Here is a 19,415-nt window from a genome sequence, read left to right on the forward strand (position 1 = left end):
GATCAGGGCGTGTAGGAGCCCTTGAGCGAGACGCTCGAGAAGGTGCTGTAGGCGCGGACCATCACGTAGATGCGGGTGGCCGCCGTCTTCGCCGCGATGTTGCACGTCTCGGCGTTGCCGGACAGGTACGGGCGGCAGTCGTACACGGACGTGGTCGGCGTGGCGCCCGCCTTCACATACAGGTCCGCGTCACCCGAGCCGCCGCTGAGGACGTACGTGGACGCCTTGCTGGCCGGAACGTCCAGGTAGTAGTACAGCGCGTTGCCCGTGGAGGCGGACAGGCCCGTCTTCGCCACGCCGTTGGTCAGCGGGCTGGACGCCGGGGGCGGCGTCACCACGCCCACGCCCACCGCGGTCCACGTCGCCGTCACCGCGGCGAGCTCGGCGGAACCCGCACCGTAGAGCGCCGTGGCGGCCTGCTCCGTGTACGTCTTCGCCTGGGCGTAGTTGGTGGAGGCCGTCATGTAGTCCGTGTTGGCCTTGTAGAAGATGGCGCCCGCCTTCTGCACGCCGATCGCCGGGACGTTCGTGGTGCTCTTGCCGCGCGGGTGCGTGCCGCCCCTGGACAGCAGCGTGAAGGCCAGGTTCGCGATGCCCGAGCTGTAGTGCACGTCCACGCTGCCGGAGCTGCTCGTCCAGTAGTCGAGCGAGGCGCCGTCCTTGACGGGGTCGTACATGTAGCGGAGCGCGTCACCCGCGGTGGCGGGCGTCCAGATGTCGTCGCCGACCATGAACACCGCGTTGGTGGTGGCCCAGGTGCCCGAGGCGTAGCTCTCGCAGTAGGCGCCGAAGATGTCGCTCATCGCCTCGTTGAGGCCGCCGGACTCACCCGAGTAGGTGAGATTGGACTCGTTCTCGGTCACCGCGTGGGTGAGCTCGTGCGTGGTCACGTCCGCGGACAGGCCCAGCATGCCCGAGTTCACGCCGTCACCATCGCCGTACACCATCTGGGTGCCGTCCCAGTAGGCGTTCACGTAGTTGCGGCTGTAGTGCACCGTGCTGATGAGCGCGGCGCCCGCGTTGTTGATGGAGTCGCGGCCGAAGTTGTTCTTGTAGCAGTTGTAGGTGCCACCCAGCTTGTCGTAGTTGCCGTCGACATGGGCGTCACCCGTGGCGGCACCGCCCTCGCTGCGCTTGAGGGTACCCGGGGTGCTGGTGCCGTTGTTTGCGGTGTACACCTTGCGGTTGAGCGCGGTGTGGACCTTCGAGTTGCGCTGCACCAGCGAGCCATCCCTGGCGCTCACGTAGACGAGATCGCGGATGGGCAGGTCCGCGCCCTCGCCCGTCACCAGCACCTCGTAGGACAGCTTCAGCTTGCCGTCCTGGGTGGAGCGCACGTACACCAGACGCGCGTCACCGGAGGCCAGGTGGCGGCCGATGGTGCCGTCGAGCGCGGCGATCCGGGCGGCCTCGGGGGAGATGGTCGCCTTGGCGGGGACGAGCTCACCGTCGCGCGCGGTGCCGTTGACGGAGGTGATGGTGCCGTTGGCGTCCACGTGGAGGACGAGCTCCTCGTTCACCACCGGCAGGCCGTTCTTCATCTGGCCATAGCGGATGTGGGTGACGCCCTGCTCGTCCACGCGGGTGCGCCTGGCGACGAGATCGCTGGCCTGCAGGCGGAACGCGGCGGCGATGCCGGGCAGTGCCTGGCTCACGCGGCTGTGCATGTCACCGGTGAGGCTCGCGCTGGCCGAGCCCAGGTTGCCGCTGAGCATGTAGGGGAAGTTGTTCTCGTCCGCGCCCACCACCTTGGCGGAGGGCAGGGCGGCAAGCGCCGCCTGGACATCACCGAGCGAGTCGGCGGCCTCTTCGAACTTCTGGGCACCCTCGGGCAGCTGGGTGTTGTCGACCTCGCACGCGGCGAGGGGAAGGGCGAGCAGCGCAACAGCAAGGAAACGCGTACGCAAGGGGGGCACTCCTTCGGGTCTGCGACGAGATGTCGCCGGACGCGGAGTCCCTGGAGCAGGGATCGGGCCAACTCATGAACCCGATGGAATCCCTGTGCGCCCGCCCAGCCCTCGAGATGGGGGTGGAGCATGGATGTCACAGCCCGTGCGGCCCTGAACGTAGTCTGGCTTTACATCCGCTTCGTGCAACCGGTTGATCTCGGGCGGATTCGACTCACAGCGGGCCGCGGCCCTTTTTGCCCCGTCCCCTCGGGGGCATGGATGAATTGCCCCGAGGGTGCTCGCTTGGCGCCGCAAGTGTTTGGGCTGAAAGTATGGGTTACCCGATGAACCGCGAAAGCGGCTTCAGCCACACGACGGCGGCCGCCGCTCCGGCGTCGGGAACGCCGAGGGCGCGATCGCCGAGATAGCTGGCCCGTCCCAGGCGCGGCTTCATGCGCGTGGTGGCCTCCACGCCGCGTTCCGCCGCCTGGACACAGGCCTCCCAGGCCTCGGCGGGTGACCGGCCTTCCTTCAGTGCCCGCGCCAAGGTGTCCGCGGCCGGATGCAGGGCGTCGAGCATCGTGCGGTCTCCGGGACGGGCACCCCCGAGCTCCGCCACGGCCTCGACACCGGCCCGGAAGGCCTCGGCCCAGGCCAGCGCGTCCGGACGCTCGTGCGTCAGGTGACGGGCGGCGCGCAGCAACGCGGTGGCGTAGAAGGGCCCCGAGCTCCCGCCGATGCTGCGGCGCAGGGCCTCGCCCATCGCCGTCAGCGCCCGGGCGGGGCTCGACCAGGAGGACGCGGGCAGGGCGCGTAGGGCCGCCGCGCCTCGTGCCAGGCTGATGCCGAGATCGCCATCTCCCGCGGCGCTGTCGAGCTCGGTCAGGCGCGGCTCGGCCGCTTCCAGCGCGTCGGCGATGGCCAGGACCGCCTCCTTGAACCGGGCCATTCCCGGCTGCTCCGCGCTGGAAGACACGGGGGAGGGCGGCACGGGCGCCACGGGACGGAGCCGGCGGAGTGGGGCGAGCTTGCCGCTTCCCGGCCAGGCCGGTGCGGTGGTGGCCGCGTCCAGCCGGCGCAGCCGCTCGTCGTCCACCTTCAATACGGTCAGCGAGCAGCCCGGCATCTCCAGCGCCGTCAGGAACGAGCCGCACCAGGCCCGCTCCACGACGATGCCTTGTTCACGCAGCACGGCCAGGGCCCGGCGGGCGACGATCGCCAGTTCCATGGGCGGAGTCCCGCCCAGTCCATTGATCAACAGGGCCACGCGCTCGCCCGCGACGATGCGCCGATCCTCGAGAATGGTGGCCAACAGGGTGTCCACCAGTGCGTCGGCCGGCTGCATCGGCACGCGCCGCACGCCCTGTTCACCATGGATGCCCAGCCCGAGCTCCATCTCGTCCTCGCCGAGCGTGAAGCCGGGCCGGCCCGCGGCGGGCACGGTACAGGGGCCGAGTGCGACGCCCATGGTGCCGAGCGCGGCGGCGGTGGCGGCGGCTTCCCGAGCGACCTCCGCGAGCGGGGCGCCCGAGGCCGCGGCGGCACCCGCCACCTTGTGCACCAGCACGGTGCCGGCGATGCCCCGGCGGCGCTCGGGCTCGACGGTGTCGTGCAGGGAGACGTCGTCGGCGACGATGACGACCTCCGTGGGAATGCCCTCGGCGCGCGCCAGCTCTGCGGCGAGGCCGAAGTTCAGCCGGTCCCCGGTGTAGTTCTTCACGATCAGGAGCGCGCCCGCCGGACCCGCCACCGCGCGGATCGCCGCCAGGACGGCGTCGGTGCTGGGCGAGGTGAACACGTCACCCGCGACCGCCGCGTGCAGCATGCCAGTGCCCACATAACCGGCATGAGCCGGTTCGTGCCCGCTGCCACCGCCGGAGAGCACCGCGACCTCGCGTTGCCGGGGCTCGGCGGGAATGCCGGCACGGACCACCACGGATTCGCCCTCCAGCAGCGCCTGCTCCGGAGACAGCGAGACCAGACCCTCGAGCATCTCCCCCACGACGGAGCGGGGGGCATTGACGAGCTTCTTCATCCGCGCACGGTGGCCGCACGAGCCTGGATCCGTCAAGTTCTCCCCAGCCCGTCCTCCGAGCAGGAATCCGCGTGGAGCGGGTGACACACCTCACACCGCCATATCCGCCTCTCTCGCGCTATGCGTTTCCCAACTTCCCAGCCCTCTTCGAATCGCAGCGCCACGTCCCGTCGCGAGAAGATCGCCATTCTCGGCGGAGGCATGGCCTCCCTCTCGGCCGCCTTCGCCCTCACCGACACGCCAGCGCTCCGCGAGCGCTATGAGCTCACCGTCTATCAGGACGGCTGGTTGCTCGGCGGGAAGGGCGCGAGCGTCCGCAATCGGGAAGAACACGGACGCATCGAGGAACACGGCCTGCACGTCTGGCTCGGGTACTACGAGAACGCATTCACGCTGCTGCGCCGCTGCTACGAGGAGCTCGGCCGTCCACCCGGCGCCGCGATGCGCACGTTGCGCGATGCCTTCGTCAAGCACAGCGCCATCGTCGTCGGGGAGCAGACCTCGCGCGGTTGGGAGCACTGGAGCGTCGATTTTCCCCAGACCGACGAGTGGCCCGGCGATGGGCGCCCGCTGCCGACTCCCGCGGAGTCCCTCCGTGGAGCCACCCTGCAGGTGCTCCGGTATGCGATGGACTGGTGGAAGGAGTGGCGGGGGGATCTGCCCGATGCCGACGGCGTGGCCGGGCAGCTCCGGGGCCTGCTCAAACACGTCCTCACGCTTCAGGCCCCCCTGCTCGCTGGCAGGGCGGCGCGGGCTCTCGCCGAGGGGGTCGGGTCCGTGCTCGACCGGATCCGGGCCCTGGCCCGGCGCGATCTGGAGGCCAGTGCCGACCTGCGGCGCCTGTGGGTCGTCCTCGAGTACAGCGCCGTCTGCCTGATTGGCCTCCTGCGAGAAGGCGTCTACGGGCCGTCCGGTGACTTCGAGCCTCTCGACGAGCTCGAGTTCAGCGAGTGGCTGCGCAAGTACGGCGCCTCCGACATGACGGTGTCGAGCGGGCTGGTCCGTGCCTTCTACCACCTCGCCTTCTGCGATGGCGGTGGTGCGGGCGCGGGGCTCGCGCTGCTCGGGATGATCCGCATGTTCACGTGCTACCGCGGCGCCATCTTCTACAAGATGCGCGCCGGCATGGGCGAGACCGTCATCGCGCCCTTGTACGAGGTGCTGCGGCGGCGCGGTGTCCGCTTCGAGTTCTTCCATCGCGTGGAGCGGCTCGAGCTCTCCGGCGACCAGCGGCGCGTCGAGCGTGTCGTCATCGGCCGGCAGGCGACTCCCCGCTCCGGCGAGTATCACCCGCTCATCGAGATCGACGGACTACCGTGCTGGCCCGAGCAGCCCCTCTACGAGCAGCTCGTCGAGGGCGAGGCGCTCGCCCGCCACGGTGCGAGGTTCGCCTCCTTCTGGAGCGGCTGGACCCCCGTCGAGCAGCGCACGCTGCGCCTGGGCGAGGACTTCCATCATGCCGTGCTGGGCATCTCACTCGGAGCGCTTCCGTTCGTCGCCTCGGAGCTCATCGCGGCGAGCCCGCGGTGGCAGCGCATGGTCGAGCACGTCAAGACGGTCCGGACGGTGTCGATGCAGCTCTGGGTGACCACGCCCATCGGCCAGCTCGCCTCGAACGCGGGCGCGCCCGTCACCACCGCCTATCAGGTGCCGCTCGAGACCTGGGCGGACATGTCGCACCTCGTTCCGGCCGAGGGCTGGAAGGAGCGCGATGGCGTGCGGGGGATCCTCTACGCCTGCGGCCAGCTCGGGCAGGGCGATGATCCCGTCGCCGTGAATGATCCGCGAGCCAGCGATCGCGCGGCACTGGAGGACATCGCACGAGGCTTCCTCGAGGAGCACCTGACGCACATCTGGCCGGGGGGCGCGGACTCGCGCGGGAGTCTCCGGTGGGAGGCGCTCTTCGATCCGGAAGGGCGAACCGGGCCCGAGCGTTTGCGCGCCCAGTACCTGCGCGTCAACGCGGAGCCCTCGGACCGCTACGTGCTGTCCCTGCCAGGCTCGCAGAAGCACCGCATCGCCCCCGATGAGTCGGGATTCGAGGGGCTCATCCTGGCGGGCGACTGGACACGCACCGGCTATGACCTCGGGTGCATCGAGGCGGCCACGATGTCCGGACTGATGGCGGCGAGGGCACTCGGTGCGCCGGTCTCCATCGTCGGCGAGGTGCCTCGGAAGCGCGCCGAGCCCCGGGTCGAGCTGCCACGTTATGTCGATCGCCCGGGAGAGATGTCACTGCGCTCGCCCTATGTGCTGGAAGAAGTCTCGATGAACGCGCTCGTGCTGGGGGCCCGGCGGGATGCCCTGGCCGCACTGCTCGATCGGTACCTGAACATTCCCGCGCGTGGGCATGTCCGTTACGTGCCCGCGGCGCCCTTCGTCGTGCTCGCCGCCGCTTTCGCCGGGCGCGCGTTCTCCGGCGATCCCGAGCACCGCCGTCTGGGCTACATGCCCGAGACCGATGTGGCCTTCTGGGTGCCGGCGTGGGCCATGCGCCCGGGGAAGGGGAGGTTGATCCCCGATCGGCTGGTCTGGTTCCTGCCCCACGTCTTCGTCTCGACCGGCGCCGCCGCGGCCGCCGGACGCGAGATCTACGGTTTTCCCAAGAGCGTGGTCGAGGTGGAGGTCCGCCGCTCGTCGGAACATGCGCTCGACTACCTCTCGCTGGTAGGGGAGGTCCTCGCACGGAACACCCCCGAGACGTGCGGCACACGGGCCCGCATCCTCGAGGTGACCCGGAGCAATGCCTCCCCGGGCCCCCTGCGCTCCGTGGGCGACATGCTCGGGGAGCTGATCCGGCCGTTCGAGCCCTCGGGCGAGTGGGCTTCGTCGCTCGCGCGGAGTTTCACCACGGATGGGGTGACGATCGCGTTCTTGAAGCAGTTCCGCGATGTCCACCACACCGACCGTGCCTGCTACCAGGCCATCATCGAGGCGAAGGCCGCCGTGCGGACCGTGCGGGGATACGGCCCCATTCCTGGCTCGTTCCAGGTGCGCTGGGACGATTACGCCAGCCATCCCTTCACGGCCGATCTCGGTCTCGAGTCCGGCGGTCAGAAGGCGCTCGCGGCCACCTGGGTCGACTTCGATTTCGTCATGGAGCCGGGACGGGAGATCTTCCGCGCCGATGAGAGGGGGCCCTTCGCCGCGATCGGATGAACTCGAGGGCAAGAGAGGGCGGTGTCCGCTACACTCGCGGCCATGCAGAGCAAAGCCACCACCATCGACCAATACCTCGCCTCGCTTCCGGAGGACCGCCGCGCGGCGATTTCCGCCGTACGCGACGTCATCCTCGAGAACCTCGACAAGGACTACGAGGAGGGCATCCAGTACGGGATGATCGGCTACTACGTCCCGCACAGGGTGTTCCCCGCGGGCTATCACTGCGATCCGAAGCAGCCGCTGCCGTTCGCGTCGCTGGCCTCGCAGAAGAACCACATGGCCGTCTACCTGATGGGCGTCTACGGATCGCCGCAGCACGAGAAGTGGTTCCGCGAGGCGTGGGCGAAGACGGGCAAGAAGCTCGACATGGGCAAGTCGTGCGTGCGCTTCAAGAAGCTCCAGGACGTCGCGCTCGATGTGCTCGGCGAGGCCATCCGCCGGGCGCCCGCCAAGGTGTACATCCAGCAGTACGAGTCCGTGCTCCAGTCGACGGCGAAGAAGAAGGCGCCCGCCGCCGCGAAGGGCAAGCCCGCTGCCAAGAGCAAGCCGGCCGCGAAGAAGACGGTGGCCGGCAAGACCGCGGCCAAGAAGACGGCGGCCAGGAAGCCCGCGGCGAAGAAGACGGCGGCGAAGAAGCGCGCTTGAGCAGAGGACGGGGCACATTCCGGCCGCGCGGCGGTGACTCTCGCACTTCGAGAGGCGTGGACAGCCTTCTCAACACTCGCCGCACGACAACCCCGCGCAAGTCGCTCGCCGACGTGCTAGGAATGCTCCCGGTGCTCCGCGTCTTCTTCCTGCTCAGCCTGTTGCTGTGTACCCCGGCCGGCAGTGGCCTGTTGTCGGCTGCCAGCCCGGGTGACGTGTGCATGCAGAGCTGCCCGGATGATGACGAGCATGGGCAATGTGCCCCGGATTGCACCGACTGCGTCTGCTGCTCCCACGTGCGCCTGGTGGTCGTGGCCCCCGTCCCCTCAATGGTACCCCGGGCTCCGAGGCCTGCTCCGGTCTCCGGGTACGAAGAGGACGAGCCCGCTTCGGCCGACGTGGGGGACATCCTGCACGTCCCAATAGTGCTCCTCGCGTAGGCACCTGTTCGTCTCATTGCCTCGAGCGTCATCGGGAGGGGTGTGCCCCGGTTGTCCGGGGGAGCACCTCGCTCCTGGCGCCCGTCCACCTTCGCGAGGTTTCTCGTGTTCCATCGTCTGGCGGTGGCGGCCTTCGGGCTCGTCACCGTGCTGCTCTGGCCGCGCCCCGGTGCGGCCCAGCCCTCTGATCTCACCCTGGAAGAGGCCCTGTCCCTGGCCCGCCAGCGTGCCCCGGCCTTGCTGGAGGCCTCGGGCCGCGTGGCCGAAGCACAGGGGCCCGTGGCTGGCGCCTCCCCCCTGTTGAACAACAACCCCACGCTGGCGCTCGAAGCGGGCCCGCGCACCCTGGCCACGGGAGAGCAGGCCCCGAATGTCGTCGTGGGGCTCTCCCAACCCGTCGAGCTGGGGGGCAAGCGGGGTTCCCGCCTCGATGCGGCCCGCGCCGGACTCGCCCGGGAGATGGCCGGACAGCGGGACACGGAGCGCCGGGTGCTCGGGGAGGTGGCGGCTACCTTCCTGCGGGCGCTGCATGCCCGGGAGCGGCTCCGTCTGGCGCGAGCCGCGGAAGAGGCCGCCTGGGACTTCGCCCGGTCCACCCAGCGGCGATTCGAGGCCGGGGATGTGCCCGTGGTGGACGTCAACGTGGCGCGGGTGGCCCTGGCGCGGGCCCGGGCCGATGTGGCGAGCGCCGAGGGGGCGGAGGCGGTCCAGCTCGGGGCGCTTCGCGAATGGCTCGGCCTGCCAGCGGACGCCCAGCTATCGCCGCGGGGTGACTTGAGTGCCCTGGCCGCTGGGCCCGTGGAGCTTCCGGCCACGATGCCCGAGCGCCCGGACGTCACCGCCCTGGTGGCGGAACTGGAGGAGGCCCGGGCGGAGCAGCGCCTGGGCGAAGGCTCCACGTGGCCCGATCTCAACGTGGGGGTCCGCTACGAGAACGAGGGCGATGAGCGCGCCCTCGTTGGAACCCTGGGCGTCACGCTGCCACTCTTCGCCCGGGGGCAGTCCGCCCGGGTGTCGGGCGAGGCCCGGGTGCGGCGTCTCCAGGTGGCGCTGGAGGCCGCCCGCCGGGCCCAGGCCGTCCAGGTGCAGTCCGCCCTCGTCCAGTACCGCAAGGAGCGCGAGGCGGTGGAGCTGCTCGAGGGCGAGGCCCTCCCGTTGCTCGCGGACAACGAGCTGCTGGCGCGTAAATCCTACGAGGCCGGGGAGATGGGCCTCGCCGCGTTCCTCCTCGTGCGCCGGGACGTCCTCGACGCGCGCGCGGACTACCTCGCCCGGCTCCTGCAGGCCGCGCTTTCCCGGGTCCAACTCACCGTGCAGACCGGAGTCCTCCGATGAAGCCCTCCCACTTCCTGATGGCCTTCCTCCTCGGGCTCTCCGCCTGCAAGCGTGAGGCGCCTCCGCATGAAGAGGAGCATGCCCACGAGCAGGAAACCGGGAAGCATGCCCACGGAGAGGACGAAGACGAGACCGTGGTCCACATCGACCCGGAGATGCTGCGAGACCTGCGCGTCACCACGGCCCCGGTGCAGCAGCGCCCCGGTGGAGAAGGGGTGACGGCCCTCGGCGAGCTGGGCGTGAACGAGGACGCCTACGCCGAGGTGGCCACGCCCATTCCGGCGCGGGTGCTCGCCCTCCGGGCCACGCCGGGGCAGCAGGTGAAGAAGGGCCAGCCGCTGGTGGAGCTGCAGAGCCCCGAGCTGGGCAAGGCCCGCGCGGCCCTCCAGTCGGCCCAGGCCCGCGCCCATGCCGCCCGGCAGGCGGCGGAGCGCAAGCGGACCCTGGGGGACGAGCGCATCGTGGCCCAGAAGGACGTGCAGGCCGCCGAAGCCGAAGCGGCCACGGCCGAGGCCGAGCTGACGGCGGCACGCTCGGAGCTCCAGGCGCTCGGAGTGGACGCGCAGGAGGCGGCGGGTGCGCGAGGGACCGCGGGTTTCACGCTGCGCTCGCCCGTGGACGGCACGGTCATCGAGCGCCACGCGGTGATGGGACAGATGGCCGAGCCCTCCCAGAGCCTCTTCCACGTCGGGGACCTGTCGCGTCTGTGGCTCACCGTCCACGCCTTCGAGCGGGACGCGGTGCGCATCCAACCCGGAGCCCTGGCGCGCATCACCTTCGCCGCGATTCCCGGCAAGGACTTCACCGCGAAGGTGGGCTTCGTGGGCCAGCGGGTGGATCCGGCCTCGCGCACCATCCCCGTGCGGTTGGAGTTGGACAACCCGGACGGCGTGCTGAGGCCGGGCATGTCCGCCTCGGCCTTCATTCCGTTGGGAGAGAAGGGAGCCACCGTCACCACCGTGCCGGCGGCGGCCCTCCAGCGGCTGGAGAATGGCTGGTACGCCTTCCTTCCCAAGAAGGAGGAGGGCATCTTCGAGCGGCGGCAGGTGGGGCGTGGCCGCACGCTCGGGGGAGACGTGGAGGTGCTCTCGGGACTGGCGCCCGGCGAGCAGGTGGTGGTGGACGGGGCCTTCCTCCTCCGGGCCGAGGTGGAGAAGTCCCGGGGCGGGGGCGAGCGCCATGAGCACTGAGCGGAGCCGGGCATGATCGCGCGCATTCTCAAGGCGTCCTTCTCGCGTCCAGGCCTCACGGTGGTGCTGACCCTGGCGCTCTCCGCGTTCGGCGTGGTGGCCTTCCAGGGCCTGCGCCGGGATGTCTTCCCGGACCTGTCCGCGCCCATCTTCAACGTCATCGTGCAGAACCCGGCCATGGGTGCGGAGGAGCTCGAGACGGCGGTGGCCATTCCCATGGAGGTGGCGCTCGCGGGCCTGCCGGACGTGCGCCGCATCCGCTCCACCTCGCAACTGGGCGTCACCCAGGTGACGGTGGAGTTCGAGCCGGACGCGGACTACTACCGCAGCCGCCAGTTCGTCGCCGAGCGCGTGGCGGCGGCCACCGGAGAGCTGCCCCCCGGGACGGATGCACCGCTCGTCTCCAGCCTCACCGGGCGGCTCAACGAGGTGTTCGAGTTCACCCTGGAGGCCGGGCGAGGGACGGTGGACCTGATGGCCCTGCGCGACCTGGCCGAGTTCGAGGTGAAGAACCGGCTGCTCGCCGTGCCTGGGGTGGCGGGCGTGGAGCGGCTGGGCGGCTACCTGCGTCAGTTCCAGGTGCAGCTCGACGCGGAGCAGATGGTGGGCCGTGGCATCTCCCTGGACGAGGTGTCCCACGCCCTGGAGGGGGCCAACCTCAACGCCTCGGGAGGCTTCGTGGTGCAGGGGCCGCTGGAGTGGACGGTGCGGGCGGTGGGGCGCGCCGAGACGCTGGAGGATCTGCGTGGCACGGTGGTGGCGCTGCGGGGAGGGACACCGGTGCTGCTCGGGGACGTGGCGGACGTGCGGGAGGCTCCGGCCATCCGCCGCGGCATGGCCCACCGGCTCGAGGGCGAGGTGGTGAGCTGCCGCGTCAGCAAGCAGTTCGGCGCGGACACGATGAAGGTGGCGGAGGGCGTGCGCCGGGCGCTCGCCGACGTGCGGGCGAGCCTCCCGCCGGGCGTCACTCTGCGTGTGGTGTATGACCAGTCGGAGCTGGTGTCCTCGTCGCTGGGCGGGGTCAGCCGGGCCATCCTCATCGGCGCCTTCCTGGTGGTGCTCGTCCTCTTCGGGCTGTTGGGGGACATTCGCGCCGCGGCCATCGTCACGCTCACCTTGCCGCTCTCGCTCGCGCTGGCGGGCCTGTTGCTGAAGGTGGGCGGAGTGGGCATCAACACCATGACGCTCGGAGGACTGGCCATCGCCGTGGGCCTGCTGGTGGACGCGGCCATCATCGTCACCGAGAACATCATCCACCGGCTCCGGGCCGGGAGTGACAAGGCCGCCCGGAAGGCTCAGGCACTGAAGGCGGCGCGCGAGGTGGGCCGGCCCATCACCTTCGCGACCCTGATCGTCGTCTCCGTCTTCATTCCGCTCTTCGCCATGTCGGGCATCGAGGGGCGCATGTACCGGCCGCTCGCGGCGGCGGTGGTGGCGTGTCTCGCCGCTTCGTTGCTGCTCGCCCTGACACTGGTGCCGGTGGCCTCGGCGCTCTTCCTGCGGCCCCACGAGGAGGGACAGTCGGAAGACGTGGGGCTCATCCGCTGGGTGAAGGCCATGTATGCCCCGCTGCTCGACGCCTGCATGCGGAGGGCGGGCCTCGTGCGCGTGGTGGCACTGGCCATCACGGTGCCGGCCCTGGGTCTCGCCTTCGCGGTGGGCAGTGACTTCATGCCCAAGCTGGATGAGGGCGCGCTGCTCCTCCAGACGATGTTGCCGCCCGAGGCGTCGCTGGAAGAGGTGGATCGGCTCAACCACCGCGTGGAGGACGTGCTGCGCCAGTTCCCCGAGGTGGAGGACGTGGTGCGCCGCACGGGACGGGCCGAGCGGACCGAGGATCCCATGCCGCACACCGTCTCGGACGTGCTGGTGGTGTTGAAGAAGGAAAGGGGACGGAGCCCGGAAGTCCTGGAGGCGGACATGCGCCGGGCGGTGGCCAAGGTGCCGGGCGTGTCCGTGCTCTTCACCACGCCCCTGGGCATGCGCATCGACGAGGGCCTGGGCGGCAGCCCCGCGGATATCTCGGTGCGCATCTTCGGTCCGGATCTGGAGCGGCTCGCGGACCTCGGGGAGCGGGCGCGTGCCGTCATGGCACGGGTGAAGGGAGTGGAGGATCTGCGGGTGGAGAAGCTCAGTGGGCTGCCGCAGCTGCGCATCGACGTGAACCGCGCCGCGGTGGCCCGGGTGGGGCTCACGCCGGGCGACGTCATCCGGGCGGTGCGGGTGGGGCTGGTGGGCGAGGAGGAATCCCAGGTGTGGCAGGGCCAGCGCCGGTTCGATCTGGTGTTGCGCCTGGCGGACCATCACCGGGGGGACATCAACGCCATCCGCGAGCTGCTGGTGGACGGACATGACGGCTCGCGGATTCCGCTCAGCCAGCTGGCCACGATCGAGGAGACGACAGGGGCGGGGAGCGTGCGCCGCGAGGCGGGGAGCCGCCGCATCGCGGTGGAGGCGAGCGTGGCGGGGCGCGACCTGGGGGGCACGGCGGCGGAGATCCGCGAGCGGCTGGCGGCCGAGCTGAAGTTGCCCACGGGCTACTTCCTGGACGTGGGAGGCCGGGTGGAGAGCCAGGAGCGGGCGCAGCAGTCGCTCCTGGTGGCCATCGCGGTGGCGCTGCTCGCCGTCTTCCTGTTGCTGTACCTGGCGCTGGGCTCACTGGCCGAGGCGCTCGTCATCCTGGCCACGCTGCCGGACGCCTTCGTGGGAGGCATCCTCGCGCTGCTGCTGGCCGGGGAGACGTGGAACGTGTCGAGCCTCGTGGGCCTCATCGGCCTGTTCGGCATCGCGGTGCAGAATGGCCTGGTGCTGGTGGCGCAGACGAAGGGGCTCATGGCGGAAGGCAAGCCCTTCGCCGAGGCCGTGCGCGAGGCCAGCATCGGCCGCGTACGGCCCAAGTTGATGACGGCGGGAACGGCCATCCTCGGATTGCTGCCCCTGCTGGTGCTGCCGCTCCATGGGACGGAGATCGAGCGTCCGCTGGCCGTGGTGATGGTGGGAGGCCTGCTGACCTCGACACTGTTCACGCTGCTGGCGCTGCCCACCTTTTACGCGCTCGTCCACGGAGTGCAGGAGAAGGTGGGCCAACGCATCGCGGCCCGGAGGGGGTTGTCGTGATAACGACGTACGCGGATGCACAGGCATGGCTTCGGTCGCAAGGAATTGAAGCGGAACGGACCTATTGGGGGCTGCGCGGGACACTCACGTTCGGGTTACAGCGTTACTCATTCACCGTGGGAAGATCGAACGGCGGTGGCAAGGAGGTTGGCGTCAAGCCCATCCCTGGCAACCTCGTCTGGTGGTTCTGGAGTGAGACGTTGGAGGGGATTGCCCATCTGTTGGTGGATGCTCGTGCGCGATTCGAGAACGGCCACGCGGCATCATGGCTTGACGCTCTCTGTTCGTTGGACTCAACGATGAGCTGGCTCTGGCCACACCCTCCACTGGTGTGACTCAGCTCTCCGGCAGGGGCTGGAGCACGGCCTCCTCGCCCAGGGCCGTGGGGTTGAAGCGGACCTGGTAGTCGATGCGCTGGCCTCGCATCAGGATGTGAAGTTGACCCTCTGGATCCACGATGCCGCGAGAGGCATGGCGGAGCTGGCGCATCACTTCGAGCCTGAGCTGGAAGGGGACCCACATGGCATCCCGCTGGCTCCCGTCCAGCCCGTAGCGGATGACCATGCCCGAGTCGGTGAGCTCGAACTGGATCAGCGCCTCCTGCTTCTGCTGGGCATCGAGCAACACCTTGCGGATGAGCTTCCCGACAGGCCCCTCGAACTGATCGGTCTCGGGCGGCTCCTCGCAGACCATCACCCCCATCTCGACGTAGCCCGAGGTCTCGAGTTCCGCTCGCTCCAGGGCCTCCTGGATGTCCTGAGGGGAGGCCGCCCGCGCCTCTACGTCGTAGCCGGTGAGGAACTTCACGTCGTCGATGGCATGGATGTTCGTGGGGTCACTCATGGCCACGACGAGTGAGCTGCCACTCCGGCTCACCGGAATCAGGCCGTACCTGCGGCACACCTCCAGCGGCACGAGCCGGAGCACGTCGCGGTCGAGCTCGCGACCGTGCAGCGGGGTGCCGGGCTCCGAGGGAGGGACGAGGCCCACCGGAACCGCCACGCAGCGGCCTGCCCGGGCATGCTCGGCGGCCTCCAGCGTGCTCTGGCACAGGTACACCTGCTTGTGGCACTGGCCGCACAGGCGCACCCCGGGCTCGGCGGTCTCCCGCAGAGAGTCCCACTGCTTCGGACACTTGAACTGGAAGCGGACCTGGCAGTTCTGGATGGGTCTGTCGGCCATGGGCGGCTACTTCTTCGTGGCCACCTGATCGCGCAGGCGGTGCTCGGCTGCCCGCAGCTCGCCGGACGGATCGCTGGGAGCGAAGTCCTCCGTCTCGAATACCGGGCGCAGTTCGATCATCTCACCATTCGAGGCTGGGCAGCGCTTCATCCACTCCACGGCCTCTTCCTTGGACTTCACCTGGATCATCCAGAATCCGCCGATGATCTCCTTGGACTCGGTGAAGGGGCCGTCGCTGACCTGGGGCTTGCCACCGCCACCGGAGGGGAACCGGATGCGTACGCCCTGCGAGCTCGGCTTGAGGCCCTCTCCGCTGAGCAGCACGCCGGCCTTCACCATCTCTTCGTTGAACTTCCCCATCTCGGCGAGGGCCTTCTCGTCCGGCAGAACGCCTGTTTCCGCCTGGGGGCCCGGGTACATGATCACCATGAAGCGCATCGTCGATTCTCCTGTGGGTTGGGGAAGCGGAGCTTCCTTCTACCCATGCGTCGAACGAGCGCTGGCGAAATCGACACGCCCCTCGAATTTTCACGCGGTACCGTCAAGTGCCTGAAATTCCAGGCGTATTACCTGCCTGGCAGTTGTCCGTGTGGCTCAAGATCACCCGCCGGGTTTGTCCCGCTTGCTGACGCTCCGTTTATCGATAGCGGCGCGCTCCGTTCGTGGTCGGCTATGCCTAAGCCAGCCGAAGTAGGTCCGTTCAGGGGTCTGTCCTCAGCTCGAAAGCAGGAGGGACCCCTCCGGGCCCGGTCTCGCCAGACTTGTCCAACAGTTGGACAAGTTCGTGAAGAGCGCGCCCGCCGGGCCAGCCGCCCGAGTTGGAAGCCCAAATCCTTGGTGAACACCACGGGCGAGAGGCTGGAGGGGTGCGCTTCGGTCAGGTTGGCCCCATCCCGCCTGGGAAGACCATGCGCGTGTTCGTCGAAGCAGACGCGGCGAGTGGAGTTCCACGCGGGGAGGTGACGCTTCGTCTGTTGAGCGAGGACGGCCGCAGCATCACCCTCCCCAAGGTGACGTTCCCGTGGCTCGAAGGCTCCGGCGAGGCCGGCCACCATGGACTTCCAGCCAGGGAGTACGGGTTCAAGGCTCCGGAGCGCCCTGGAGTTGCCCCGTCTTGATGAGCAGGCGTTCGAGGTCGGCGCGAAGAGGCTCGGCGTGGCTCGCACCCGCGGAGACCGCCTCGGCGAGTGCCGCGATCGCCGCTTTGAGATCCCGTTGGCCGGTCAGGCGGGCGCCGCGGACATGCGCTGCTTCTCCGGGCCCGTCCGCGCCCCGGACGGGGAGCTCCGATTGCCCCACGGAGCGGATCGCCTGCAGCAGCTCTCGCTGCTGTGACAGGGGGAAGACATTGCCGCGGGGCGTGGCGTACTCGAGGTAGAGGTTGTCGTCCGTCGAGACGAACCCCGAGGGCCGCCCCGAGTCCAGATACCGCTGGATGTACGCCTCGATGCCCTGCTCGCTGAGCAAGGTCTCGCCAGCGAGCATCATGAAGTCGCCAGCCGGGATGTTGTTCGCGGCGAACGTCCCCCGAAGCCTGTCCGACAGCGCGCGAACGCGTGCGTAATCGATCACGATGGGCTCGCGCGAGGCGATGATCTGTCCTTGCCGCCCGCCATAGAAGAGCGCGACGTGCGGCAGCTCCTGGCGGACGGTCTGGAGGATGACCGCCAGGTCTCGAGGGGTCATGTGATGCAGCTGCACCCACTGCTGGAGCAGCCCCTTCGGCTTCAGACGGTTCTTCACCAACCCGTAGAACTCGCGGTTGTAGAGGTCCGCTTCGCCGGCGATCCAGATGCTGGAGACCTCGATGGTGATCAGGTCATACAGCTGCTGACTGAGCATCAGCATGTTCCGCCCGTCGGCGTAATGAACCTGCACGCGCGGCGAATCGAGGGAACCCTTGTTGACCTCGCGGAAGTGCTCACGTGCGGCGCGCAGGATGTCCGGAGACAGCTCGGCGGCATCGATGTGCTGGAAGGGCGATGCGGCGAGCACGGCGACCGAGGTGCCGGTGCCCACGCCAATGAGCAGGGCCCGCTCGAAGCTGTCCTCGAACAACAACGGAATCTGCGAGAACCGGACCTGCGCCACCATCTCGCCGCCGTTGTTTCCCTGGAACTTGCCGTTGCTGAGGAGCACCTTGCGCGGGGGGGCGTCGCTGTATTGCACCACGGTCGTCATTCCCGATTGAACGCTCTCGGCGGCGTACAGCAGCTTGCCCCCCTGGAAGTACTGCGAGAGGAAGTAGACGTTTTCTCCGGACGTGAGCCGCAACATGTCCCAGCCGGGAAGCGCGAACCCAACCACCATCACCGCCACCGTTGCCGCCATGAGTCTCGGACGGCCACGGAAGCAGAACAACGCGATGACGCAGCCCGCGGAGATCAGGAGGAGCAGGGTGCCCCTGCTCCCGAGGAACGGCAACACGCCGAACCCCGTCACCAATGAGCCGAGAACGGCGCCCGCGGTGTTGAGCGCCGTCATCCCACCCACCGCATGCCCGAGGTCCCGATTGGCGGCGGCGACGCGCAAGAGCAGGGGAAAGAAGACGCCCAATATCAACGCCGGAGGGAGCAGGACGAGGGCGGCGGCGAGGAACCGCACCAACTCGCGTCCGGCGAAGGTCGTCACGTGGGGGCCCACCGCCGAGAAGGCCCCTGGAATCTTGTCCCACACCGGAAGCGTCGCCAGGACGGCCACGGACACCGAGAGTTGCACGTAGCCGATGTGCCTCCACTCGACCGAGCTCAGCTTCATCCGTGAGATGAGCGCCGACCCCAGCATCAGCCCGAGCAGGAACAGGGACAGCATCATGCCGAAGGCGTAGGCGCTGCTGCCGATGACCAGGCCGTTGAGCTGTGTCCAGACGACCTCGTACGCGAACACCGAGAACCCCGACCAGGCCGCCGCCGCCAGGAGCACCCGGTTCGCGAGCGGCGGTGCCGAGGCCTCCTGCGCCTGAGGCGGTGCCTCGGGCCCGTCGCGCAAGAGAAGAGCGAGGGCTCCCGCGAGCGCGCTGAAGGCGGCGCCGAGCCACAAGGTCTTCGACAGCCCGAGGTTCGGCAGCAGGAGGTACGTCGCCGACAGCGAGCCGAGAAACGCGCCCAGGAGGTTCAAGGTGTAGAGCGTCGTCGTCGCCCGGGCCACCTCCGCCGCACCGACGAGCTTCGAGACCGCGCGCGCCATGGCGGGAAGCGTGCCGCCCATCAGAAGGGTGGGGGGCAGAGCGAATAGCAGCGCCAGGAACAGGCGGAGCACGATCAACCCGGTCGCGTGAGGGTCCGAGCCGCTGGCCAGCCGCACGAACACGCTGGAGAGCACCGCCGTCAGCGCCGGGGTGATGAGCGCGTACACGGCGATGCCGAGCTCGAGCACCCCATAGAGGCGCAGCGGACGGGCCACCCGGTCCGCGAGCGCACCGAACAGCCGCGCACCCAGGGCGATGCCGCCCATGTAGGCGGCGAGCACCGTGGCGGACGCGAACGCCGTCACGCCGAAGACGCGAGCGAACTCGCGGTGGAGCGCGACCTCATAGATGAGTCCGGCGATGCCCGAGAAGGTGTAGAGCGAGAACAACTGCAAGCGCGAGGTCGCCTTCATGCCGCCGCGACTGTAGCGTGCGCCACGGGGCGAACCAATGCCGCATTACAGCGCCGGGTACTTCCGTCGATCTTTTCAGCACCCCGAGTCGAGCAGGGTGCTGCGATAGACCGTGAGGTTCCCGGAGGGGGGAGCCGCGAACGTGAGCCACGGGCGGGATGGCAGGGGCAGATCCACGCAACAGACGCGAATCGGCCTCGTGCGCGCGATGGACTCGAGGGCGTCCAGGACCTTCTCGAGTCGATCGCCACTGAAGGGGCAGTACAGGAAGAAGATCGACCCGATGGTGATGCGGCCGGTGAGCACCGCCGCATCGCCCTGGAGCGGCGAGAAGCGCAACACGTTCAGGCGCGCGGCGAGGTCACGTGCGGCGTGGACGAGCCCGGGCTGGATCTCGATGCCAATCGCCGAGGCCCCGGTCAGCAGGTGCACCAGCGCGGCGGCCCGCCCCACGCCCGAGCCCACGTCGACGAATACGTCGGAAGCCTGCACCTCCGCGCACTCCACGATTCGAAGGAGCGCATCGACAGGGCAGGGGAGGTAGGGAACGCAGCCTGGCGGAAGCTCGGGGCCATCATCGGGAAACGAGTCGAGCCCCAGGACCTGGTCGAGCCAGGCATCCCGCTCGGAGGGAGGAACGCTCATCAAGGCCGTGCGGAACACGGCCGGAGTGGACTGCGCCTTCAAGAGCAGGGAGCGAATCCACTCGGCGCTCTCGCGGTGCGTTTCTTCCACGGGTGCCAACGTACCGGACCTCTGGCGTCACGTCGAGCCCCGCTCTGGCACCGGGAGTGAAGTGTCCCGGGCGGGACCCGTCTTC

At 69.4% G+C, this 19,415-nt stretch carries 11 protein-coding genes; 5 read left to right on the forward strand and 6 right to left on the reverse strand.

The window, feature by feature from the left end; translation table 11 throughout:
• Positions 1 to 2 precede the first annotated feature (2 nt).
• Complete coding sequence (locus tag BO221_RS13800) at positions 3 to 1,907, reverse strand: M4 family metallopeptidase (protein ID WP_073560927.1); 1,905 nt, start codon at positions 1,905 to 1,907, stop codon at positions 3 to 5.
• Between the two features lie 319 nt (positions 1,908 to 2,226).
• Positions 2,227 to 3,924, reverse strand: a complete 1,698-nt coding sequence (gene dhaL / locus BO221_RS13805) for a dihydroxyacetone kinase subunit DhaL (RefSeq protein ID WP_073560928.1) — start codon at positions 3,922 to 3,924, stop codon at positions 2,227 to 2,229.
• A gap of 120 nt (positions 3,925 to 4,044) precedes the next feature.
• Between dhaL and BO221_RS13810 the strand changes: the two genes are divergently transcribed.
• The 5 genes from BO221_RS13810 (at position 4,045) to BO221_RS13835 (ending at position 13,813) form a co-directional block, all read left to right on the forward strand.
• Complete coding sequence (locus tag BO221_RS13810; RefSeq protein WP_083681024.1) at positions 4,045 to 7,083, forward strand: NAD(P)-binding protein; 3,039 nt, start codon at positions 4,045 to 4,047, stop codon at positions 7,081 to 7,083.
• Positions 7,084 to 7,104: 21 nt separating this feature from the next.
• Entirely contained in the window at positions 7,105 to 7,731 is a 627-nt protein-coding gene (locus BO221_RS13815) for a DUF1801 domain-containing protein (protein WP_233165990.1), read from the forward strand.
• A gap of 545 nt (positions 7,732 to 8,276) precedes the next feature.
• Positions 8,277 to 9,506, forward strand: coding sequence for a TolC family protein (locus BO221_RS13825; RefSeq protein ID WP_073560930.1), 1,230 nt, complete (start codon positions 8,277 to 8,279; stop codon positions 9,504 to 9,506).
• Positions 9,503 to 10,696 carry an efflux RND transporter periplasmic adaptor subunit gene (locus tag BO221_RS13830; RefSeq protein ID WP_073560931.1) on the forward strand — a complete coding sequence of 398 codons (1,194 nt, stop codon included), beginning with the start codon at positions 9,503 to 9,505 and terminating at the stop codon, positions 10,694 to 10,696. The genes BO221_RS13825 and BO221_RS13830 overlap by 4 nt, the downstream gene beginning before the upstream one ends.
• 12 nt (positions 10,697 to 10,708) lie before the next feature.
• Positions 10,709 to 13,813, forward strand: a complete 3,105-nt coding sequence (locus tag BO221_RS13835) for an efflux RND transporter permease subunit (RefSeq protein ID WP_073560932.1) — start codon at positions 10,709 to 10,711, stop codon at positions 13,811 to 13,813.
• Between the two features lie 336 nt (positions 13,814 to 14,149).
• On the opposite strand, the gene BO221_RS13840 is transcribed toward BO221_RS13835, so the two are convergent.
• The 4 genes from BO221_RS13840 to BO221_RS13860 all read right to left on the reverse strand — a co-directional run bounded on the left by BO221_RS13840 (position 14,150) and on the right by BO221_RS13860 (position 19,330).
• Entirely contained in the window at positions 14,150 to 14,995 is an 846-nt protein-coding gene (locus BO221_RS13840; RefSeq protein WP_073560933.1) for a hypothetical protein, read from the reverse strand.
• A gap of 6 nt (positions 14,996 to 15,001) precedes the next feature.
• The gene (locus BO221_RS13845; protein ID WP_073560934.1) at positions 15,002 to 15,433 is read right to left on the reverse strand and encodes a YciI family protein; all 432 of its coding nucleotides are present in this window, start codon (positions 15,431 to 15,433) and stop codon (positions 15,002 to 15,004) included.
• Positions 15,434 to 16,075: 642 nt separating this feature from the next.
• Positions 16,076 to 18,595, reverse strand: coding sequence for a spermidine synthase (locus BO221_RS13855; protein WP_083681026.1), 2,520 nt, complete (start codon positions 18,593 to 18,595; stop codon positions 16,076 to 16,078).
• 75 nt (positions 18,596 to 18,670) lie between these two features.
• A complete protein-coding gene (locus BO221_RS13860; protein WP_143195436.1) occupies positions 18,671 to 19,330 on the reverse strand; it encodes a class I SAM-dependent methyltransferase in 660 nt (219 codons plus the stop codon).
• Positions 19,331 to 19,415 lie beyond the last annotated feature (85 nt).

This window comes from Archangium sp. Cb G35 (assembly GCF_001896145.1).
In the GTDB taxonomy this organism is placed as follows: domain Bacteria; phylum Myxococcota; class Myxococcia; order Myxococcales; family Myxococcaceae; genus Archangium; species Archangium violaceum.